General features: G+C 70.4%; 15 protein-coding genes. 9 read left to right on the top strand and 6 right to left on the bottom strand.

Features of this window, described 5'->3' with window-relative positions:
• Positions 1 to 118: 118 nt before the first annotated feature.
• Positions 119 to 1,321 carry a sugar efflux transporter gene (locus tag ACQPZW_RS00525; protein WP_433792903.1) on the top strand — a complete coding sequence of 401 codons (1,203 nt, stop codon included), beginning with the start codon at positions 119 to 121 and terminating at the stop codon, positions 1,319 to 1,321.
• Positions 1,322 to 1,341: 20 nt separating this feature from the next.
• On the opposite strand, the gene ACQPZW_RS00520 is transcribed toward ACQPZW_RS00525, so the two are convergent.
• On the bottom strand, positions 1,342 to 2,856 hold the full coding sequence (locus ACQPZW_RS00520; protein ID WP_433792902.1) for an FG-GAP repeat protein: 1,515 nt from the start codon (positions 2,854 to 2,856) through the stop codon (positions 1,342 to 1,344).
• A gap of 132 nt (positions 2,857 to 2,988) precedes the next feature.
• Here ACQPZW_RS00520 and ACQPZW_RS00515 point away from each other — a divergent pair, with 132 nt between their 5' ends.
• The 3 genes from ACQPZW_RS00515 (at position 2,989) to ACQPZW_RS00505 (ending at position 5,333) form a co-directional block, all read left to right on the top strand.
• Positions 2,989 to 3,486 (top strand): cation:proton antiporter regulatory subunit, encoded by a 498-nt coding sequence (locus ACQPZW_RS00515; protein ID WP_433792901.1) that lies wholly within the window; start codon positions 2,989 to 2,991, stop codon positions 3,484 to 3,486.
• Positions 3,487 to 3,551: 65 nt separating this feature from the next.
• Positions 3,552 to 4,703: a cation:proton antiporter gene (locus ACQPZW_RS00510; protein ID WP_433797885.1), complete on the top strand. Its 1,152-nt coding sequence runs from the start codon at positions 3,552 to 3,554 to the stop codon at positions 4,701 to 4,703.
• Positions 4,704 to 4,886: 183 nt separating this feature from the next.
• A complete protein-coding gene (locus ACQPZW_RS00505; RefSeq protein WP_433792900.1) occupies positions 4,887 to 5,333 on the top strand; it encodes a hypothetical protein in 447 nt (148 codons plus the stop codon).
• Positions 5,334 to 5,398: 65 nt separating this feature from the next.
• On the opposite strand, the gene ACQPZW_RS00500 is transcribed toward ACQPZW_RS00505, so the two are convergent.
• The 4 genes from ACQPZW_RS00500 to dnaK all read right to left on the bottom strand — a co-directional run bounded on the left by ACQPZW_RS00500 (position 5,399) and on the right by dnaK (position 9,605).
• Positions 5,399 to 5,842: a heat shock protein transcriptional repressor HspR gene (locus tag ACQPZW_RS00500; RefSeq protein WP_433792899.1), complete on the bottom strand. Its 444-nt coding sequence runs from the start codon at positions 5,840 to 5,842 to the stop codon at positions 5,399 to 5,401.
• A gap of 22 nt (positions 5,843 to 5,864) precedes the next feature.
• Positions 5,865 to 7,064, bottom strand: coding sequence for a molecular chaperone DnaJ (gene dnaJ / locus ACQPZW_RS00495; protein WP_433792898.1), 1,200 nt, complete (start codon positions 7,062 to 7,064; stop codon positions 5,865 to 5,867).
• Positions 7,065 to 7,137: 73 nt separating this feature from the next.
• On the bottom strand, positions 7,138 to 7,761 hold the full coding sequence (gene grpE / locus ACQPZW_RS00490) for a nucleotide exchange factor GrpE (protein ID WP_433792897.1): 624 nt from the start codon (positions 7,759 to 7,761) through the stop codon (positions 7,138 to 7,140).
• Positions 7,758 to 9,605 carry a molecular chaperone DnaK gene (gene dnaK, locus ACQPZW_RS00485; RefSeq protein ID WP_433792896.1) on the bottom strand — a complete coding sequence of 616 codons (1,848 nt, stop codon included), beginning with the start codon at positions 9,603 to 9,605 and terminating at the stop codon, positions 7,758 to 7,760. Before dnaK ends, grpE begins: the two co-directional genes overlap by 4 nt.
• Before the next feature lie 209 nt (positions 9,606 to 9,814).
• On the opposite strand from dnaK, the gene ACQPZW_RS00480 reads away from it, so the two are divergent.
• Genes ACQPZW_RS00480 through ACQPZW_RS00470 form a run of 3 tightly spaced genes read left to right on the top strand, consistent with a single transcriptional unit; the run spans position 9,815 to position 14,603 of the window.
• Positions 9,815 to 11,698, top strand: a complete 1,884-nt coding sequence (locus tag ACQPZW_RS00480; protein WP_433792895.1) for an ABC transporter — start codon at positions 9,815 to 9,817, stop codon at positions 11,696 to 11,698.
• Positions 11,695 to 13,359: a GTPase family protein gene (locus ACQPZW_RS00475; protein ID WP_433792894.1), complete on the top strand. Its 1,665-nt coding sequence runs from the start codon at positions 11,695 to 11,697 to the stop codon at positions 13,357 to 13,359. The genes ACQPZW_RS00480 and ACQPZW_RS00475 overlap by 4 nt, the downstream gene beginning before the upstream one ends.
• A 32-nt stretch (positions 13,360 to 13,391) precedes the next feature.
• Complete coding sequence (locus ACQPZW_RS00470; protein ID WP_433792893.1) at positions 13,392 to 14,603, top strand: hypothetical protein; 1,212 nt, start codon at positions 13,392 to 13,394, stop codon at positions 14,601 to 14,603.
• 57 nt (positions 14,604 to 14,660) lie between these two features.
• Here the strand turns inward: ACQPZW_RS00470 and ACQPZW_RS00465 are convergent, their stop codons facing one another.
• Positions 14,661 to 14,924 (bottom strand): hypothetical protein, encoded by a 264-nt coding sequence (locus ACQPZW_RS00465; protein ID WP_433792892.1) that lies wholly within the window; start codon positions 14,922 to 14,924, stop codon positions 14,661 to 14,663.
• 1,692 nt (positions 14,925 to 16,616) lie between these two features.
• Between ACQPZW_RS00465 and pdhA the strand changes: the two genes are divergently transcribed.
• Entirely contained in the window at positions 16,617 to 17,756 is a 1,140-nt protein-coding gene (gene pdhA / locus ACQPZW_RS00460; protein WP_433792891.1) for a pyruvate dehydrogenase (acetyl-transferring) E1 component subunit alpha, read from the top strand.
• Positions 17,756 to 18,733 carry an alpha-ketoacid dehydrogenase subunit beta gene (locus tag ACQPZW_RS00455; protein WP_433792890.1) on the top strand — a complete coding sequence of 326 codons (978 nt, stop codon included), beginning with the start codon at positions 17,756 to 17,758 and terminating at the stop codon, positions 18,731 to 18,733. The genes pdhA and ACQPZW_RS00455 overlap by 1 nt, the downstream gene beginning before the upstream one ends.
• Positions 18,734 to 18,737 lie beyond the last annotated feature (4 nt).

The following is an 18,737-nucleotide window of genomic DNA, read 5'->3' as shown; positions in this document are numbered from 1 at the left end:
CCCTGAATGCACCGGCAGACTTGAGCGTGTGCCACTCAACTCTAGCGCGCCCGAGCCACGGTGACAGTCACCACCGGACAGGGGCTCCAATCGGAAACAACCCGTAACGTCGGCAGTCGTGTCACTGTCCCGCCGGCTCCTCCCTCTCGGCCTGGTGTTCCTCACCGTCGGCATCGCCACCGCGGTCGTCGGCCCGTTCCTCGGACTCTTCCTCAGCACCGCCGTCCGGGCGAGTCCGATCGAGGTCACCTTCTTCCTGGTGACCGCCTCGCTCTCGGGTGTGGCCATGTCGTGGGCGATCGGCCGCATCTCCGACCGGCGGCCGATGCGGCGCACGATCCTGATCGTCGCGGCGCTCGCCGGCTGCGCCGGCAGCGGTCTCACCGCGGTGGTCCGCGACTTCTGGGTGCTGCTCGCGCTCACCGCGACGGCCACCGCGATCGCCGGGGCGCTGTTCCCCCAATCCTTCGCGTACGCCCGACAGGTGCTCCAACAGGAGGATCCCAGCCGGGCCGCCATGGGCATCAGCACCCTGCGCACGGTGTTCTCGATCGCCTGGGTGGGCGGCCCGTCGCTGGCAGCGTTCCTGCTGGAGGCCGGCGATTTCCGGTACGTCTACGGCGCCGCGGCCGTCCTCTACCTGCTGGCGGCCCTGCTGGCGGCACGATGGCTGCCCGAGGTGGAGGCGCCGGCCGCGCCCCGGGAGGGTGAGACCGTCTCGGCTCGGGCGCCGTGGCAGGTCTACCCCATCCTGGTCGGTTTCGTGCTGCTCCAGACCTCCATGGTGCTCGGCGTGCAGGCGATGCCGCTGTACCTCAGCACCGAACTGAACGGCTCGGTCGGTGACGCCGGCCTGATCCTCGGCATCTGCGCCGCGCTGGAGATCCCGCTGATGCTCGGCTTCGGCAAGCTCTCCACCCGCATGCCGCTGCGCCGGATCATCCTGTTCGGCGGTGTCTGCGGGGTCGCCTACCAGGCGCTGGCGGTGGCGGCCACATCGGTCTGGATGCTCGCCGCCGCCCAGATCCTGAACGCGATCATGATCGCGGCCGCCTCCGGCCTGGGCATCTCCTACTTCCAGGACATGATGCCCCGTTTCCCGGGCCGCGCGTCCACGATGTTCTCCAACACGTTCCCGCTCGGGCAGATCCTGTCGGCACCGCTCTTCGGGCTGGCCCAGGAGTACGGCTTCCGTCTGGCGTACACCCTGAATCTCGGGCTTTCGGTGTTGGGTCTGATTCTGCTGCTGGCCGTGCGGGCGCCGCGTCCCGAGAACGAGACAGCCCGGGTGACGGCTGAGAACGCCGCCGACCCGGGCTGATCACCGGAGGCTCAGGAGACTCAGGAGACGAGACCCCAGCCGAAGTTCGACTCGGCCGACGCGCGGCCCGGGAAGTTCGCCCCGGTGAAGGAGTGTCCCTCCGGGCGGGTCTTGCCGGCGGCCGCGCCGGGCAGGACGACGATGGCGCCCTCCGAGGCGTAGCTGACCCTCTCGTCCGGAATGCCGACGACCAGGGTGTCGCCGCCGTAGGCGTTGACCAGCCGGGTGAGGCCCCAGCCGAATCCGTCCTGCGACTCGTTCGAGCCGGGCACACCGGCCGAGTTCTGGTCGAGGTAGATCGAGCCGGCCGCGACCGGGCCGGCGGTGGTGCTGAAGAGCACGTTGATCGCGCCGGTGCCCTGCGCCGTGCCGGCCGTCTCACCGCGGACGCCGACCGCCAGGTCACGCTTGCCGTCGCGGTTGAGGTCGACCAGCGCCAGCGCCGACCCGAAGTAGTCGCCGCTCTCGGAGGAGCCGGGAATGGCGGCGTCGTCCTGGGTGAACATGGCGCCCGGCACCAGACCGGAGGCGGCACCGCGGAAGACGTGCACCGCGCCGGCGCCCGTCTTCGTGCCGATCCACTCCTGGTGCGCGGAGACGATCAGCTCGTCCCGGCCGTCGGCTCCGGTGTCACCGGCGGTGAGGACGTAACCGAACTGGTCCTCCTTCTCCGCGGCGCCGGGAACACCGGGCGAGTCCTGGTCCCACCAGACCGAGCCGGCGGTCGACACACCGGCCGCGGTGCCCGGGAAGACCACGATGCCGCCGGAGTCACGCTTGCTGCCGAGCGCCTCGCCGGGCGAACCGGCCACCAACTCGTCCCGGCCGTCGCCGTTGAAGTCACCGGCGGCCACCGACCAGCCGAAGATGTCGTCCGGCTCGGCTGCTCCGGGCACGCCGGCGCTGTCCTGGCCGATCCACTGGCTGCCGGCACCGCTGATGCCGGCGGTGGAGCCGTAGAGCACGCCGACCGCACCCCGCTTGCCGTCGGTCCACGGGGCGCCGGCCGCGATGTCGTCGAAGCCGTCGCCGTTGAAGTCACCGGCGGCGAGGTCGTAGCTGAAGCCCGACTCGTACGCACCACCCGGCTGGATCGCGGTCCGGTCGAACCCGATCGCCCGCGTGCTGGTCAGACCCCACTCGCTGCCGTAGAGCAGCAGGAACTTGCTCCCCGAGGCGGCACTGACCGCCAGGTCGGCATAGCAGTCACCGTCGAAGTAACCGGACGCCAGCGCCTCACCGAGACGGAGGCTGCCGTCGAAGCCGGGCCCGACGATGTCGGAGTGGCCGGTGAAGGTGGCCGAGCCGAGGGAGCCCTTGCCGACCCCGGACGCCGAACCGTAGGCGACGTTGACCGCCCCCTCCCACGGAACGTCCTGAACCGGCTCGTGCCGGTTGGGCGAGCCGACGGCGAGATCACCGAACCCGTCACCGTTGAAGTCGCTCGGCACCCGCGCGCAGGCGGCCGCGGCGGGTGCGGCGACCGGAACAGCCAGCAGCGGCGCGGCCAACAGGACAGCAAACAATCGGCGCATGGACATCTCCCTCTCCCCGTATCCGCGAGACGATACCTGACGCGGAGACGAACCCGTAGCGTCGTAACGCGGGCCACGCCGGATCCTCGCCGGTGCCGCGCGAAGGATCTTTCACCCCACTACTGTGAGTACGTGCGTGTACGGGTGGAACAGACTCCGCTGCCGGGAATCGGCGTCCGCCATGACCTGGTGACCTCATCGGGCCGGACGGTCGGGGTGGTGTCGCATCGCAACGGGCGGCGCGACCTCGTCCTGTATGACGTGGACGATCCCGATTCCAGCCTGGCGTCGATCCCGCTCACCGACGACGAGGCCGAGGCCCTGGCCGACGTGCTCGGAGCGTCGCTGATGCTCGGACAGCTCGCCGGTCTCCGCCAACAGGCGGCCGGCCTGCTCACCGAGCAGATCGCGCTCCCGGCCGGCTCCCCGTTCGTGGGCCGGCGTCTGGGCGACACCCAGGCGCGTAGTCGTACCACCTCCTCGATCGTGGCCGTGCTCCGCGACCGGGAGGTGATCCCCTCCCCGGGGCCGGAGTTCCGGTTCGAGGCGAACGACGTGGTGGTGGCGGTCGGCACCCGGCACGGCCTGGACGGTGTCACCGCCATCCTGGCCGGCGACGACGACGGCTGAGCGCGGTGGAGCACCACACGACGATCCTGCTCATCGAGATCGGCGCGCTTCTGTTCGGCCTCGGGATGCTCGGTCGCCTGGGTCGCCGCTTCGGTCTCTCCCCCATCCCGCTCTACCTGCTGGCCGGTCTGGCGTTCGGTCAGGGCGGTCTGGTGCAGCTCTCGGCCAGCACCGAGTTCACCGCGGTCGGCGCGCAGATCGGCGTGGTCCTGCTGCTGGTGATGCTGGGCCTGGAGTACTCCGCCGACGAGTTGGTGGGCAACCTGCGCTCGGCGGCCCCGGCCGGCCTGATCGACATGGTCCTCAACGCGCTGCCCGGGGCGGCGTTCGCGTTCCTGCTCGGCTGGGACTGGAAAGCCGCGCTGGTGCTGGCCGGCATCACGTGGGTGTCGTCGTCCGGCGTGATCGCGAAGGTGCTCGGCGACCTGGGCCGGGTCGGTAACCGGGAGACCCCGGTGATCCTCTCGGTGCTGGTCATCGAGGACCTGGCGATGGCGTTCTACCTGCCGCTGGTCACCGCCGTACTGGCCGGCCTCGGCCTGGCCAGTGGCCTGAGCACGCTGAGCGTCGCGGTGGTCACGGTGGTCGCGGTCCTCGTCGTCGCCATTCGGTACGGCGGGGAGATCAGCCGATTCATGTCGGTGAAGGACCCCGAGGCACTGCTGCTGAGTGTGCTCGGGCTGACGCTGTTCATCGCCGGGGTGGCCGGGGAGCTGAAGGTCTCCGAGGCGGTCGGGGCCTTCCTGGTCGGCATAGCCATCTCCGGTCCGGTGGCGCACCACGCCACGCAGATGCTCACGCCGCTGCGGGACCTCTTCGCCGCGGTGTTCTTCGTCTTCTTCGGACTCTCCACCAACCCGGCCGACATCCCGCCGGTGCTGCTGCCCGCGCTCGGGCTGGCCGTGCTGACCATGCTGACCAAGGTGCTCACCGGCTATCTGGCGGCACGGCGGGCGGGGATCGCTCTGCCCGGCCGGGTCCGGGCCGGTCTGGCGCTGATGCCGCGTGGGGAGTTCTCCGTCGTCATCGCCGGGCTCGCGGTGGTGTACGGCGTCGACTCCCGGCTCGCCCCGCTGGCCACGGCGTATGTCCTGATCACCGTGGTGACCGGTCCGCTGCTGGCACGGCTGCCCGACTACGCCTGGTTCAAGGAGATCATCCGGAAGCGGATGGCGGCTCAGCGCGAGCGCCAAAAGCCACTGCCATCCATGGAGTGACCTGCGTCTCCATTCAGCAAGCCCAAAGTTACTGTCCAGTATCTGAATGTGAAGCCTTGACACTTCCGTCAGTGGACGCAGCACGCTACCGTTGCGCGGCGACGACTCTGAGTATTGGGACGTTCGCCACTATGGCCAGCGGGTGACGCTTGCCGTATGCGGACGGTTGAGTGAGGCGGCGACGTGAGCGTGCGTGAAGCTACATTCCTCGGTTTCGGCAACCCGGTCGACCCTCGACCCGACGAGTTGCAGACCTGGGCGTACAACCCTGAGTCGGTTCCACTGAGCGCCATGCCGAAAGATTGGGATCTGCTGATCTCCGGCGACGTGCTCGGACCGACCCTTTTCGAGCTCGCCATGGACAGGCAGTGCCCGGCCAGGCGATTCGCTCAGCACTGCATGTACATCTACGCCGCGGACGGTCTGCGGCAGAACGCGAGCGGGCAGCGCAAGCGCCGGCTCAAGAAGTATGTGGAGCGCGCGGAAGAGGTCGGCGACGAGCCGATGCAGATCTGGGCGCACAACTGCCGGGTCCTGATGACGCGGCCGGAGCTCTTCGACCACCACGACTGGATGGAGGGCGGCCTGGTGCGGTACCCGCGCCGGCTGGGCCTGTTCAACCGTCGCTGAGCACGGAGAGTATCCGAACAACTACTACAAGCAGTAACGGCGGCTCCTGTGGGAGCCGCCGTTACTCATTTGTCCGGAGAGCGCCGTGGGCGCCACACCACCAGGGCCGTCGAGTGTCGCTCCTGACGAACCAGGTCACGGCTTCCGTACGGATTGGTCATCGCCTCCATCTGGGCCATTCGGGCATACGCCGAATCGAGCTGCTGCTCCAACTCGGCCACCCGGTGCTGCAGGTCGCTGACCAGCTGCTCCAGCCCGATGATGCGTTTGATGCCGGCCAGGTTGACGCCGTCCTCCTGGCTCAGCCGCTGCACCTCGCGGAGCAGCGCCACATCACGCTCGCTGTAACGCCGGCCGCCCCCACCGGCCCGGCCCGGCTGCACGAGCCCGAGCCGGTCGTACTGCCGGAGGGTCTGCGGGTGCATCCCGGCGAGCCGCGCCGCCACCGAGATGATCAAGATCTTCGCGTCGGAGGCCTGTTCCATCGAGATGCTGATCTCTTCATACATGTGCCACCTCCCGGGGAGGGTCCTAACCGGTAGCCCGGCGCAAGCGGGCCTCGATCCGATCCCGCGCCGGCGGCGGGGTCAACTTCGTGAACTTCTCCAGAAGATCCCGGGCCTCGCCGGTCACCCCAGCCGGGATCTGCACGTCCACCGTGACGATCAGGTCGCCGGCCTGGCCCTCCTTGCGGACCACGCCCTTGCCGCGGGCCCGCAGTTTCCGGCCGCCCGGGGTGCCCGGTGGCACCCGCAGCGTGACCGGACCGTCCAGCGTGGGCACCTTCAGGTCGGCGCCGAGCACCGCCTCCGCGAAACTGATCGGAACCGTCAGCGTCAGGTCGTCGCCGCTGCGCCCGAACAGGTCGTCGGGGCGCACCTTGACCTGCACATACAGGTCGCCGGCCGGGCCACCGCGGTCGCCCGGCTCACCCCGGCCGCTGAGCCGGATCCGCTGGCCGTCCGCCACACCCGCCGGGAACCGGACATTGATCGTGCGGGTCTTGGTGACCCCACCACTGCCCCGGCACTCCGGGCACTTCTCGTCCACGACGCTGCCCGAGCCCTGACAGTCACGGCACGGCTCGGAGAAGCTGAACGAACCCTGGTTGCTGGAGATCAGGCCGCTGCCGTGGCACTTCGGACAGGACCGGGGAGTGGTGCCCGGCTTGGCTCCGCTGCCGTGGCAGGTGTCGCAGGCCCCCGGCGTACGCAAGGTCAACGGCAGGGTCGTGCCGCGGACCGCCTGGGCGAAGTCGAGGGTCACCTCGGTCTCCACGTCACGCCCGCGCTGCGGACCACGCCGGGCAGTCGCCGGACCTGCGCCCGGCTGGCCACCGGAGAAGATCGAGCTGAAGATGTCGGAGAACCCGCTGCCGCCGAACCGCCGGTCCGCGCCCGGCCCACCGGCAGCACCGGAGAAGCCGCCGAACAGGTCGGACGGATCGAACTGGGTGCCGCCGCCGCCCCGTGCCCCACGCCGGAACGCGCCCGAGCCGAACAGGGAGCGCATCTCGTCATACTCTTTGCGCTTCTTGTCGTCGGCCAGCACGTCGTACGCCTCGGAAGCGGCCTTGAACTTCTCCTCCGCCTCCTTGTTGTCCGGATTGCGGTCGGGGTGCAGATCGCGGGCGAGTTTCCGGTACGCCTTCTTGATCTCGTCGGGGGAGGCGGACCGGTTCACACCGAGCACGGCGTAGAAGTCCTTCTCGAGCCAGTCCTTCGAGCTCATTCGGTCCACCTCCTCGACTTGTCGGCGACGTCCCGCCCACCGGTAACCGGCGGGCGGGACTCAGACACTGATCTCACTCCGGATCTGCGACCGCGACCATAGCCGGGCGCAGCAGCCGCTCGCCCAGTGTGTAACCCCGGCGCATCACCTCGACACAGGTCGGCTCGTCGACGTCGGCGGACGTCTGATGCGCGACCGCCTCGTGCCGGTTCGGGTCGAAGGGGTCGCCCTTCTCCCCGAAGGCCACCAGTCCGAGCTTCCCGGTCGCCACGGTGAGCTGCTCCGCCACCGAGGCGAACGGCCCGACCAGGTCGCCGTGCTCCCGGGCCCGGTCGATGTCGTCCAGGATCGGAAGGAGGTCGGTGAGGACCTTGCCGGTGGTCTGCTCGGCCGCCGCACCCCGGTCGCGGTCGACCCGCTTGCGGTAGTTGGCGTACTCCGCCGACACGCGCTGGAGGTCGTGGGTCCGCTCCTCCAGCTCGCCCCGCAGGGCCTCCAGCTCGGCTCCGAGCGCGGGCTTGGACTCCTCGGCCGCGCGGGCCTCGTCCTCATCACGGGCCCGGTGCGCACCGACCGTCTTCTGCGACTTCTTCACCGGCTCCTCGGTGGAGATCTCGTCAGCCGTGGCGTCGATCTCGTCCTGGATGACGTCCCGCTCGGCCGCCGGACCGTCGTTCTCGTCGTCCTTGGCACTCACTTCTTGTCGTCCTCCACGATCTCGGCGTCGACCACGTCGTCACCACCGGCCGCCGGACCGGCCGTGCCGGCACCGCCCGGCGCGCCACCAGCGGCCGCTTGCGGAGCCTCACCCTGCGAGTAGAGCTGCGAGCCGGCCTCCTGGGAGACCTGCGACAGCCGCTCGTGGGCCGACTTGATCTTCTCGATGTCGGTGCCGCCGAGCGCGCCACGAAGCTCGCCGAGCGCCTCGCCGATCTTGTTCCTGCTGTCCTCGGGGAGCTTGTCGCCGCTCTCCGCCAGGAACTTCTCGGTCTGCCACTGCAGCTGCTCGGCCACGTTGCGGGTCTCGGCGTCCTCGCGGCGCTTCTTGTCGTCGTCCGCGTGGTCCTGGGCGTCGCGCATCATGCGCTCGATGTCTTCCTTCGGCAGCGCGGAGCCGCCGGTGATCGTCATCTTCTGCTCCTTGCCCGTGCCCAGGTCCTTGGCGGACACGTGCACGATGCCGTTCGCGTCGATGTCGAAGGAGACCTCGATCTGCGGCACACCGCGGGGCGCCGGGGCGATGCCGCTGAGCTCGAAGGTGCCGAGCTTCTTGTTGCTCGCCGCCATCTCGCGCTCACCCTGGTAGACCTGGATCAGCACGGAGGGCTGGTTGTCGTCGGCCGTGGTGTAGACCTCGGAGCGGTGCGCCGGGATGGTGGTGTTGCGCTCCACCAGCTTGTGCATGATGCCGCCCTTGGTCTCGATGCCAAGCGACAGCGGGGTGACATCGAGCAGCAGGACGTCCTTGACCTCGCCCTTGAGCACACCGGCCTGGAGCGCGGCACCGACGGCGACGACCTCGTCCGGGTTGACGCCCTTGTTCGGCTCGCGGCCGATCAGGCTCTGGACCAGCTCGGTGACCGCCGGCATACGCGTCGAACCGCCGACGAGGATGACGTGGTCGATCGCGGCGAGCTTGACACCGGCGTCGTTGATCGCGGCCTCGAACGGGCCCTTGCAACGGTCCAGCAGGTCCTGCGTCATCCGCTGGAACTCGGCGCGGCTCAGCGACGTGTCCAGGTGCAGCGGGCCGTTCGCCCCCGCGGTGATGTAGGGCAGGTTGATGCTGGTCGTGGTGGCCGCGGACAGCTCGATCTTGGCCTTCTCGGCCGCCTCGCGCAGACGCTGCAGGGCCATCTTGTCCTGGGAGAGATCGATGCCGTGCTCGCCGCGGAAGCTCTTGACCAGGTGGTCGATGATCCGCTGGTCCCAGTCGTCGCCGCCCAGGTGGTTGTCACCGGAGGTCGACTTGACCTCGATGACGCCGTCGCCCAGCTCGAGCAGCGAGACGTCGAAGGTGCCGCCGCCGAGGTCGAAGACCAGAACGGTCTGCTCCTTGGAGCCCTTGTCCAGCCCGTACGCCAGGGCCGCGGCGGTGGGCTCGTTGACGATCCGCAGGACGTTGAGACCCGCGACCTCCCCGGCCTCCTTGGTCGCGGTGCGCTGCGCGTCGTTGAAGTACGCCGGGACGGTGATGACCGCGTCGGTGATCTGCTCGCCCAGGTACGCCTCGGCGTCCCGCTTGAGCTTCATCAGCACCCGCGCGGAGATCTCCTGCGGGTTGTACTGCTTACCGTCGATGTCCATCGACCAGTTGGTGCCGATCTCCCGCTTGACCGAGCGGATGGTCCGGTCGGGGTTGGTCACCGCCTGACGCTTGGCGACCTCACCGACGAGCACCTCGCCGTTGCGGGCGAAGGCGACGATCGACGGGGTCGTCCGTGAGCCCTCCGCGTTGGCGATGACGGTGGGCTCGCCTCCTTCCAGAACGCTGACGCAGGAGTTCGTGGTGCCGAGGTCGATGCCGACCGCACGTGCCATGGTGTTCCTCGCTTTTCACAGCTTGGGTTCGCGTACGAAGGTTGAGTGGAACAGACTCAATGATGCCACGGCGCCGCACATCGTCAAATCGAAGTTGAGCCCCTCGGGCGCAAGCCGGTGATCGCGTAGGAGCACTGGCACATACCTGTCAGGTCACGGCATACCGGGACCCGGTTGTCCTGGATGCATAGATCGTGCACGCTTGACCCGTGACGACGCACGGAGACGCGGTCGGTCCGTCGGCCCCTTCCGCCGTCCCCGCCCAATCGATTGAGAAGGACCAGGTCAGCGTGGCCACAGGTGGTCCAACAGAGCGTACGGGGGCGAGCCCGATCCGTCCGGAAAACCATGGAAACCGCCCTGAACCGGTCGAAGCCTCCCCGGCGGTCGGCCGGCTCGCGACGGCCCTCAGCCGCTTACGGGCGGCGCTCGGCGCGGTTTCGTACCCTCTGGTTCTCCCGTCCGCGGGCGAGGCCCGGCGAGTCGGCTCGGCCCTGGTCGCCCAGCTCGACGACTATCTGCTCCCACGGCTGGCCCGCCTCGACGCCCCGCTCCTGGTGGTCGTCGGCGGGTCCACCGGAGCGGGTAAGTCGACCCTGGTGAACAGCCTGGTCGAGGCCCCGGTGAGCACGGCCGGAGTGCTCCGGCCGACCACCAGGTCGCCGGTGCTCGTGACCCATCCCGACGACGTGCAGTGGTTCGGCCGCGGCGGGCTGCTGCCCGGATTGACCCGTACGGGCCAGCAGAGCAACACGCACGACACGTTGCAGGTGGTGGCCACCCCGACGATCGGACCCGGCCTGGCCCTGCTGGACGCGCCGGACGTCGACTCGGTGGTCGACGAGAACCGGAAACTGGCCGCCCAACTGCTGGCCGCGGCCGACCTGTGGCTCTTCGTCACCACCGCTGCCCGGTACGCCGACGCCGTCCCGTGGGAGCTGCTCACCACCGCCCGCCTGCGTGGCACGGTGATCGCCCTGGTCCTGGACCGGGTGCCGGTCGACGCGGCCGCCGAGGTCGCCGCGCACCTGGGCGAGATGCTGACCGCCCAGGACCTCGGCTCGGCGCCCCTCTTCGTGCTGCCCGAGACCGAGCTGGATCAGCGCGGTCTGCTTCCGGACGCGGCGATCGGGCCGATGCGGATCTGGTTCGCCCAGCTCGCCCACGACGCCGGCGCCCGCGGCACGGTCGTCCGGCAGACCCTGGACGGGGCGCTCGGCGCTCTCGCCCCGGCTCTCAACGGGCTCGCCGAGGCCGCCGACGAGCAGGTCCGTACGGCACACGCGCTGGACGAGCGGGTCGAGTCCGCCTACCGCAACGCCCACCACGTGACCGAGGAGGGCCTGCGGGACGGCCGGCTGCTCCGTGGCGAGGTGCTGGCCCGCTGGCAGGAGTACGTGGGGACCGGCGACCTGGTCCGCAACCTGGAGTCCCGGGTGGGCCACCTGCGAGACCGCCTCCTCGCGGCCCTCAGCGGCCGGCCCACCCCCGGCCACAACCTGCGGGTCGCGCTCGAATCCCAACTGGTCACCCTGCTGCGCGGCGTGGCGACGGACGCGGCCGAGCAGGCGTACGCTGCCTGGCAGGCCCACCCGGCCGGCGCCGCCCTGCTCGCGCCGAACCTGCAGAACGCCTCCCCCGACCTGCCCGAACGCGCCGATCGCCTGATTCGCGACTGGCAGCAGTGGGTGCTCGAGCTGGTCCGCACCGAGGCGTCGGACAAGCGGGCGGTGGCCCGGGGCGCCGCCTATGCCGTCAACGGGGCCGGCCTCGCCGTCATGATCGCGGTCTTCACCGCCACCGCCTTCATCCCGACCGGCTTGGAGGTGGCCGCCGGCGCCGGCAGCGCGGTCGCCGCCCAGAAGGTGCTGGAGGCCGTCTTCGGCGACCAGGCCATCCGCACCCTGGCCGGCCGGGCCCGCACCGAACTGCTCGACCGGGTCGAGAAACTGCTCGCCACCGAGGCCGCCCGGTTCACCGAGCGCACCTCGACGGCACGCCTCGAGACGACACATGGCACGCTTCTGCGCCAGACCGCCGCCGAGGTGGAGAACGCCAGGAAGGAACTCGCTTTGACCGGGTCCGGGTCATGAACTTGGTACAGAAGACGCGCGACGAGTCCGTCGACGCGGAGTCCCTGGCACGACGGCTGGAAGCGCTGGCCCGATTCCTGCGGGTGGCCGACCCGTACCTGCCGGACGGTGAGCTGGTCGCCGCGCACACGCTCGTCGAACGGGCCAGTGGCCGGCTCACGCTCTCGCTCGAGCACACCGTGGTCGCGCTCGCCGGGAGCACCGGCAGCGGCAAGTCGAGCCTGTTCAACGCGCTGGCGAGGTTCAGGCTGTCGCCGGTCGGCGTGCGACGGCCGACCACCGGCACCGCGCACGCCGTGGTCTGGGGCCCGCTGGACCCGGCGAACCGGCTCCTCGACTGGGTCGGGGTGCTGCCCCGGCAGCGGTTCGTCCGGGAGAGCGCTCTGGACGGCGACGACGAGGCCACGCTGCGGGGGCTGATCCTGCTCGACCTGCCCGACTTCGACTCGATCGAGCGCGCCCACCAGCTCGAGGTGGACCGGCTGCTCGGGCTGGTCGACCAGATCGTGTGGGTGGTCGACCCGCAGAAGTACGGCGACCGCGTCCTGCACCGGGCCTACCTGTCGCAGTTCAGCACGCACGCCGGTGTCACCATCGTGGTCCTCAACCAGGCCGACCGGCTCACCCCCGGCGACACCGAGGTGGTCCGCAACGACCTGATCCGGCTCCTGGAAGAGGACGGGCTCACCGACGTGCCGGTGATCGCCACCTCGGCCAAGCAGCCCGGCATGCTGAGCGACCTGCGGTCGGCGCTGGAGTCCACGGTCGCCGGCCGGCAGGCCTCGCTGCGCCGGCTCGCCGCCGACCTGGACGTGGTCGGTGACGAGCTGGGCGCCATGATGGGCCCTCCGGCCGCCGAGGACGAGGTGGACCGGGCGACCGTGCGGCAGCTGTGCGACGCGCTGGCCGAGTCGGCCGGGGTGCCGGGCGTGGCCGACTCGACCGCGGCGGCGTACCGGCATCGGGCCGCGGCGGCGACCGGCTGGCCGCTGGTCCGCGGGCTGCGGCGACTGCGGCCGGATCCACTGCGCAAGCTGCATCTCTCGGAGCCGGTCAAGACCGATTCGGTGTCCACCGATGTCGTGCCGCGTACCTCCGTGCCGGAGGCCGACGCGGCGCAGAAGTCGGCGGTGGGCCTGACCGTCCGCGCGGTCGCGGCGCGCGCCGCGGCGCCGTTGCCCGAGGTGTGGTCGCCGGCGCTGAACAGCGCGGCCCGCTCGAAGGCCGCCGACCTGCCGGACGCGCTGGACCGGGCGGTGGCACGGACCGACCTCGGCCTGGAGCGGCCGCCGGTCTGGTGGCGAGTCGTCGGTGTCCTCCAGTGGGTGCTGCTGGCGACCGCGGCGGCCGGTCTCGGGTGGCTGATCCTCGGGTATGCGCTGACCGCTCTCGGCCTGCCCCCCATCGACGGGCCCACGGTGGGTGTCGTGCCGCTCCCGACGCTGCTGCTGCTGGCCGGACTGGGCGGCGGGCTGCTGTTGTGGCTGCTGTTGCGGCCGATCATCGAGGCCGGCGCACGTCGCGCCCGTCGCCGGGCCGAACTGCGGCTGCGGGCGGCGGTCACCGAAGTGGGGCGGGCGCACGTGGTCGCGCCGGTGCGTGAGGTCCTGAACGCCTACGCCCAGGCACGAGAAGCTCTCAGCATCGTCCGAGCGGAGTAGTCCGGTGGGTGCCGCGGGCGTAGGCTCGCGGCATGCCCGCACCCCGGACGGTCTACGACGCCGTGCTGCAAGCAGCCCGTGACGTCACGAAACTGGGCTGCGCGCTCGATGCCGAGATGCTCGGTACCGCTCTGCTCGGCAGCGTCTACGCGGTCGCGGCCGACGATCGGGCCGCAGCCGTCCGCGACTTCGTGGGCCGGTTCCTGACCGCCACCACCGATCCGGACACCCCGGCCACCGCGACCATCCGCGAGGTCTTCGCGACCCTGGTGCCCGACGCCGACGGCGCGGCCGAGGTGGGCCATGGCACGCAGGCGCCGTCGTGGGCCACGCAGCTCGGGCGGGTCCGGCCCACCGGTTGCTGGGCATACGGGGATGTGTACGGCGATCAGACCTCCTACCTGGTGACGTACGCGTACGAGGACGGTTCCGACGGTGGGCCGGAGCATGCCGTGGTGGCCCTCGTCGACCACAACATCGGCATCACCAAGGACGTCTTCGTGGCCACCTCGGCCACGCCGCTGCTCGCCCAGGTGCGGGAGATCTGCGAGGCCGACGAGCTGACCTGGTTCCGCAGTGAGGACCCGGGCCGGCTGCGCGACGAGGTCGGCCGTCACCTGCAGGTCACCGACGAGCTGAGCGACCTGCCGTCGGACGGTTCGCTGGCCACCGACCGGGCGCTCGCGTCGGCACGGCTGGCCCTGCTCCCGACCGTGACGACGCCGCCGCTCGTCGAGCCGGCCGGCCCGACCGGTCACGCCCTGATCCGTGACTTCCTGGCCTCGCCGGAGGCGGTCCTGTTCGAGCTGCCGACCGGAGCCGGGTCCGAGGCCGACGTCGCGTCCATGGACTTCTGCCTCAGCCTGGTGCTCGATCACGCGGCGAGCCTGCCCGGCGGCGACCCGTTGCGCTGGAGCCCCGCGGTCGCCGGGCTGTTCCTGCTCGACTGGGTGCACCGACGGGCCGTCCTGGATCTGGACGACGCCGCCATGATGCCTCGGGTGGTGCGGGCCTGGTCGGCGTATTCGACCGGCCGGCGCAACCTGCCGCCGGCCGCCGTCCGCGAGACCGAGGCCTCGCTCGAGGAGCTGATCCCGGAGTTCGCCCGGCTCTACACGACCGGCGAGCGGCGCAGCCCGGCGACCGCGGCGGTGGCGCAGCTCATCTCCGAGGGCGTGGACCCCAGTGACACCGCCGCCATCGACGCCTGGCTGGAGGCCAACAGCGACGACGGACCGGGGTGACCCCCACCGGCGTCTCCATCTCGCCGAGACACCGGTGACGGCCACAACGGCGGCCGGTCAGCGGCGATTTATGTAGTGGGCGTCGGGGTTCGGGTCGGCGTGGTGACGGCCGACCCGGGTGCTGCGGTCGTAGGAGGCGGCCCGCTCGTCCGGATAGTTGGTGTGCTCGGCCCGGTGCATGCCGCGGTAGGGACGATTCGCGCGCCGGCTCTCCTCCGAGCTCGCATCGGCGAGCAGGCGACGGACCACGTTGAGATTGCCGTCGTTGTGGCCCTGCTCGAGGGTGCGGGACGGGCGGATGTTGTACGGGCGTTCGGCCACTGCGGACCTCCGGCTGTGTCGGGGCCGATCCGCGGACCGGCGATCGTGGACGGTGGAACGGTCGTCGTGCCGGGGTGGATCTCCGGCTGGGTTCTGGGTCGGGCGACCGGAATGCCGCCGACTGGATCGTTCGTTCGCGGTGGTGGCCTTCTCACAGATGGGTTCCCCCGGATCATCCGGTTTATGCGGTTCATCAGAGTTACCGGAATTATCGCCATGATTGTCATTTGGTGATCGGTATTCATCGGGAATGTCCGGAAGATCAGGCACTTCGGGAAAGTCATCGCGCAGCACCGGCTCGGGAACCACGTCCTCCTCCGGCACGAGCGGCAGATCCGGCACGTGCGGAATCGGACTCCGCCCCGACGGCGGCCGCTGACCGCGCGGGTGCTGACCGCGCGGGTGCTGACCGCGCGGGTGCTCACCATGCGATCGCCGACTTTGCGGCTGCTCACCATGCGATCGCCGACTTTGCGGCTGCTCACCATGCGGCCGCCCACTATGCGGCTGCTCACCATGCGGCCGCGCCGCGCGAGCCGAGACCCGCGCCGACCCGCGCCCCACCGATCCCACCGATCCGGCGGGACTTCGCGCGGGCTCCCCGGATCGACGCCGCGCAGAGCCGTCGCCGGAATCACGGCGCGCGTCATCGGACGACGGCCCGGACGCCTTGCCCGGAGAGCCGCGCCGCTCCCCTTCCCGCGCGTCGTCGGAACTTCCCGGGGAACGCGGAGGCGAGACTGCGCCCGCCGTGGAAGTGGGGGACGAAGCGGCAGGACTCGGAGACGGAGCAGCACCCGGACCGGAACGTGGAGGCGGGGCAGCGCTCGCGGTGGGCCCCGAAGGCGCGCCGGCACCAGCGGGGGCGGGCGGAGGCGAGACGGGACCAGCAAAGGAGCGTGAAGGCTCGGCGACGCTCGGGAAAGGACGCGAGGCGGCACCCGTGGAGGACGGCGGGGGCGGGCTTTCCCCGTACCCCCGTGTGCTCTGGGAAGTGGCCGGAAGGGACGGCCTGCCGGAAGCCGCCGGAAACGGCCCCGGACGCACCGGTCCGGTCTGGGGCGGCGGCAGGAACGGCACGTCCATGGCGCCGTTGCGGCCGTCCCCGGTGATCTCGCTGGATCCGGTGGTGAGGATGGCGAGGGTGGGCAGCGAGGCGAGACCGACGAGCATCGCCACCATCAGCACGTAGCGCCGGGTCGGGCCGGAGAAGCCGAGGTCCTCGCGGTACACCCCGTTGAGTCGCCTGCGCAGCACCTTGAGGGGGCGCGCGAAGTCGTCGTCATCGGGTAGGTGCGGCACGCGAGATCCCCCAAACGAAAAGATCAACTTGGATCAGTCCCGGTCATTGGGGATGAACGACGACAACGCCGGTAAGCAGCGGCATGAACGGGCTATTAGTACCGAAGTGACCGTACAAAACTATATAAATAGGACAAATAACCGGGCAAGAAATCTGGATTCGTGATCCACGCAGGCTGTAACGGTGGTCACTCTCTCTGTCAGGATGGGGACGACGGCATCGCCGCTGTCGCCATCCGCCGATCAGCGGGGCCACGGCGTCCGTCCCGGCTTCCAGCCGGTGTTCGCCGCGCGGCAACCCACACCCGGGCCAGGCGCGGCACCTGAGAGGTCCGCCGCGTGGCCGGGAGACACCCGCCGCGGGCGCAAACGAGGAAACAGGAGACACGGATGGCGAAAGGCGAGAGCGTGGCCGGGACCGACATCCCACCCGGCGGCTTCGTCCAACTGCTGACCCCCGACGGCGAGCGCATCGACAGCGTCACCACCGCTGACGGGACGACGTATGCCGTCGACTTCACCGACGAGGAGTACCGCGAGCTCTACCGGGATCTGGTCACCGTCCGCCGCCTCGACAGCGAGGCGGTCGCCCTGCAGAGGCAGGGTGAGCTGGGCATCTGGGCCAGCCTGCTGGGCCAGGAGGCGGCGCAGGTCGGCTCCGGCCGGGCGCTGCGCCCGCAGGACATGGCCTTCCCGACCTATCGCGAGCACGGCGTCCTCTACTGCCGCGGGATCGACCCGATCATGCCGTTCGGCCTGTTCCGCGGAGTCGACCAGGGCGGCTGGGACGCCAACGAGTTCAAGTTCAACCAGTACACGATCGTCATCGGCTCACAGACGCTGCACGCGACCGGCTACGCCATGGGCGTCACCATGGACGGCAAGACCGGCTCCTCCGACGGCGAGGCCGTGATCGCCTACTTCGGCGACGGCGCGACCAGCCAGGGCGAGGTCAACGAGGCGTTCGTCTGGTCCGGGGTGTTCAACTCCCCGATCGTCTTCTTCTGCCAGAACAACCAGTACGCGATCTCCGAGCCCCTGGAGCGCCAGACCCGTGTCCCGCTCTACCAGCGGGCCGGCGGCTACGGCTTCCCCGGCATCCGGGTGGACGGCAACGACGTGCTGGCCACCTACGCGGTGACCCGGGCGGCGCTGGACAACGCGCGCAACGGCCAGGGTCCGACCCTGATCGAGGCGTACACGTACCGGATGGGCGCGCACACCAGCTCGGACGACCCGACCCGTTACCGCATCGCGAGCGAGGTCGAGGCGTGGAAGGCCAAGGACCCGATCAGCCGGCTGCGGGCCTTCCTCGCCAAGCAGAAGATCGTCAAGAAGGACTTCTTCGCCCAGGTCGACGAGGACGCCAACAAGCGGGCACTCGACCTGCGGGAGCGGGTGCTGGCGATGCCCGACCCCGCACCGGTGACCCTTTTCGATCACGTCTATCCCAACGGCTCGCCCGAGCTCGACGCGCAGCGTGACGCGTTCACCCGGTACCAGGCGTCCTTCGAGGGGAGTGGGCACTGATGATCACCCTGGGCAAAGCTCTCAACCACGGCCTGCGTCGCGCCTTGGAGGACGACCCCAAAGTCGTGATCATGGGAGAGGACGTCGGCAAGCTCGGCGGCGTCTTCCGGATCACCGACGCCCTGCAGAAGGACTTCGGCGAGAACCGGGTCATCGACACCCCGCTGGCCGAGGCCGGCATCGTCGGGACCGCGGTCGGCCTGGCCATCCGCGGGTTCCGGCCGGTCTGCGAGATCCAGTTCGACGGGTTCGTCTTCCCGGCGTACAACCAGATCGTCGCCCAGGTGGCGAAGATGCACTACCGGTCCAAGGGCAAGCTGCGCCTGCCGATCACCATCCGGATCCCCTTCGGTGGCGGCATCGGCGCGGTCGAGCACCACTCCGAGTCCCCCGAGGCGTATTTCGCGCACACCCCCGGCCTCAAGGTCGTGAGCTGCTCGAACCCGGCCGACGCGTACACGATGATCCAGCAGGCGATCGCCTCCGACGACCCGGTGATCTTCTTCGAGCCGAAGCGGCGCTACTGGGAGAAGGGCGAGGTCGACCTCGACGCACCGCTCGGCCAGGCGTTCCCGCTGCACGCCGCGAAGGTGGTTCGGCCCGGGACGGACGCGACGCTGCTCGCGTACGGCCCTATGGTCCGGGTGGCGCTCGACGCCGCCTCCGCCGCCGCCGAGGACGGCCGCGAGCTCGAGGTCATCGACGTGCGCTCGCTCTCCCCGATCGACTATCCGGTGATCTTCGAGTCGGTCCGCCGGACCGGCCGCGCCGTCGTCGTCCACGAGGCGCCCGGCAACCTGGGCCTCGGCGCCGAGGTCGCCGCCCGGATCACCGAGGAGTGCTTCTACTCACTCGAAGCGCCGGTGCTGCGCGTGACCGGATACGACATCCCCTACCCGGCCGCGCGCATCGAGGAGGAGTACCTCCCCGACCTCGACCGGGTGCTGGACGCCGTCGACCGCTCGTTCGGCTGGTGACCGC

The organism is Actinoplanes sp. CA-252034, from assembly GCF_050956125.1.
GTDB lineage: Bacteria > Actinomycetota > Actinomycetes > Mycobacteriales > Micromonosporaceae > Actinoplanes.
Note: the sequence above shows the minus strand (reverse complement) of the source record. Positions and strands in the feature narration are given on the sequence as shown.

What these genes read in the sequence shown, in the direction of transcription:
- ACQPZW_RS00470 (WP_433792893.1), top strand. Translation starts at nt 13,392, where the DNA reads ATGCCCGCACCCCGGACGGTCTACGACGCCGTGCTGCAAGCAGCCCGT.
- dnaJ (WP_433792898.1), bottom strand. Translation starts at nt 7,064, where the DNA reads ATGAGCTCGAAGGACTGGCTCGAGAAGGACTTCTACGCCGTGCTCGGT.
- dnaK (WP_433792896.1), bottom strand. Translation starts at nt 9,605, where the DNA reads ATGGCACGTGCGGTCGGCATCGACCTCGGCACCACGAACTCCTGCGTC.
- ACQPZW_RS00475 (WP_433792894.1), top strand. Translation starts at nt 11,695, where the DNA reads ATGAACTTGGTACAGAAGACGCGCGACGAGTCCGTCGACGCGGAGTCC.
- ACQPZW_RS00520 (WP_433792902.1), bottom strand. Translation starts at nt 2,856, where the DNA reads ATGCGCCGATTGTTTGCTGTCCTGTTGGCCGCGCCGCTGCTGGCTGTT.
- ACQPZW_RS00500 (WP_433792899.1), bottom strand. Translation starts at nt 5,842, where the DNA reads ATGTATGAAGAGATCAGCATCTCGATGGAACAGGCCTCCGACGCGAAG.
- pdhA (WP_433792891.1), top strand. Translation starts at nt 16,617, where the DNA reads ATGGCGAAAGGCGAGAGCGTGGCCGGGACCGACATCCCACCCGGCGGC.
- ACQPZW_RS00510 (WP_433797885.1), top strand. Translation starts at nt 3,552, where the DNA reads ATGCTCGGTCGCCTGGGTCGCCGCTTCGGTCTCTCCCCCATCCCGCTC.
- ACQPZW_RS00455 (WP_433792890.1), top strand. Translation starts at nt 17,756, where the DNA reads ATGATCACCCTGGGCAAAGCTCTCAACCACGGCCTGCGTCGCGCCTTG.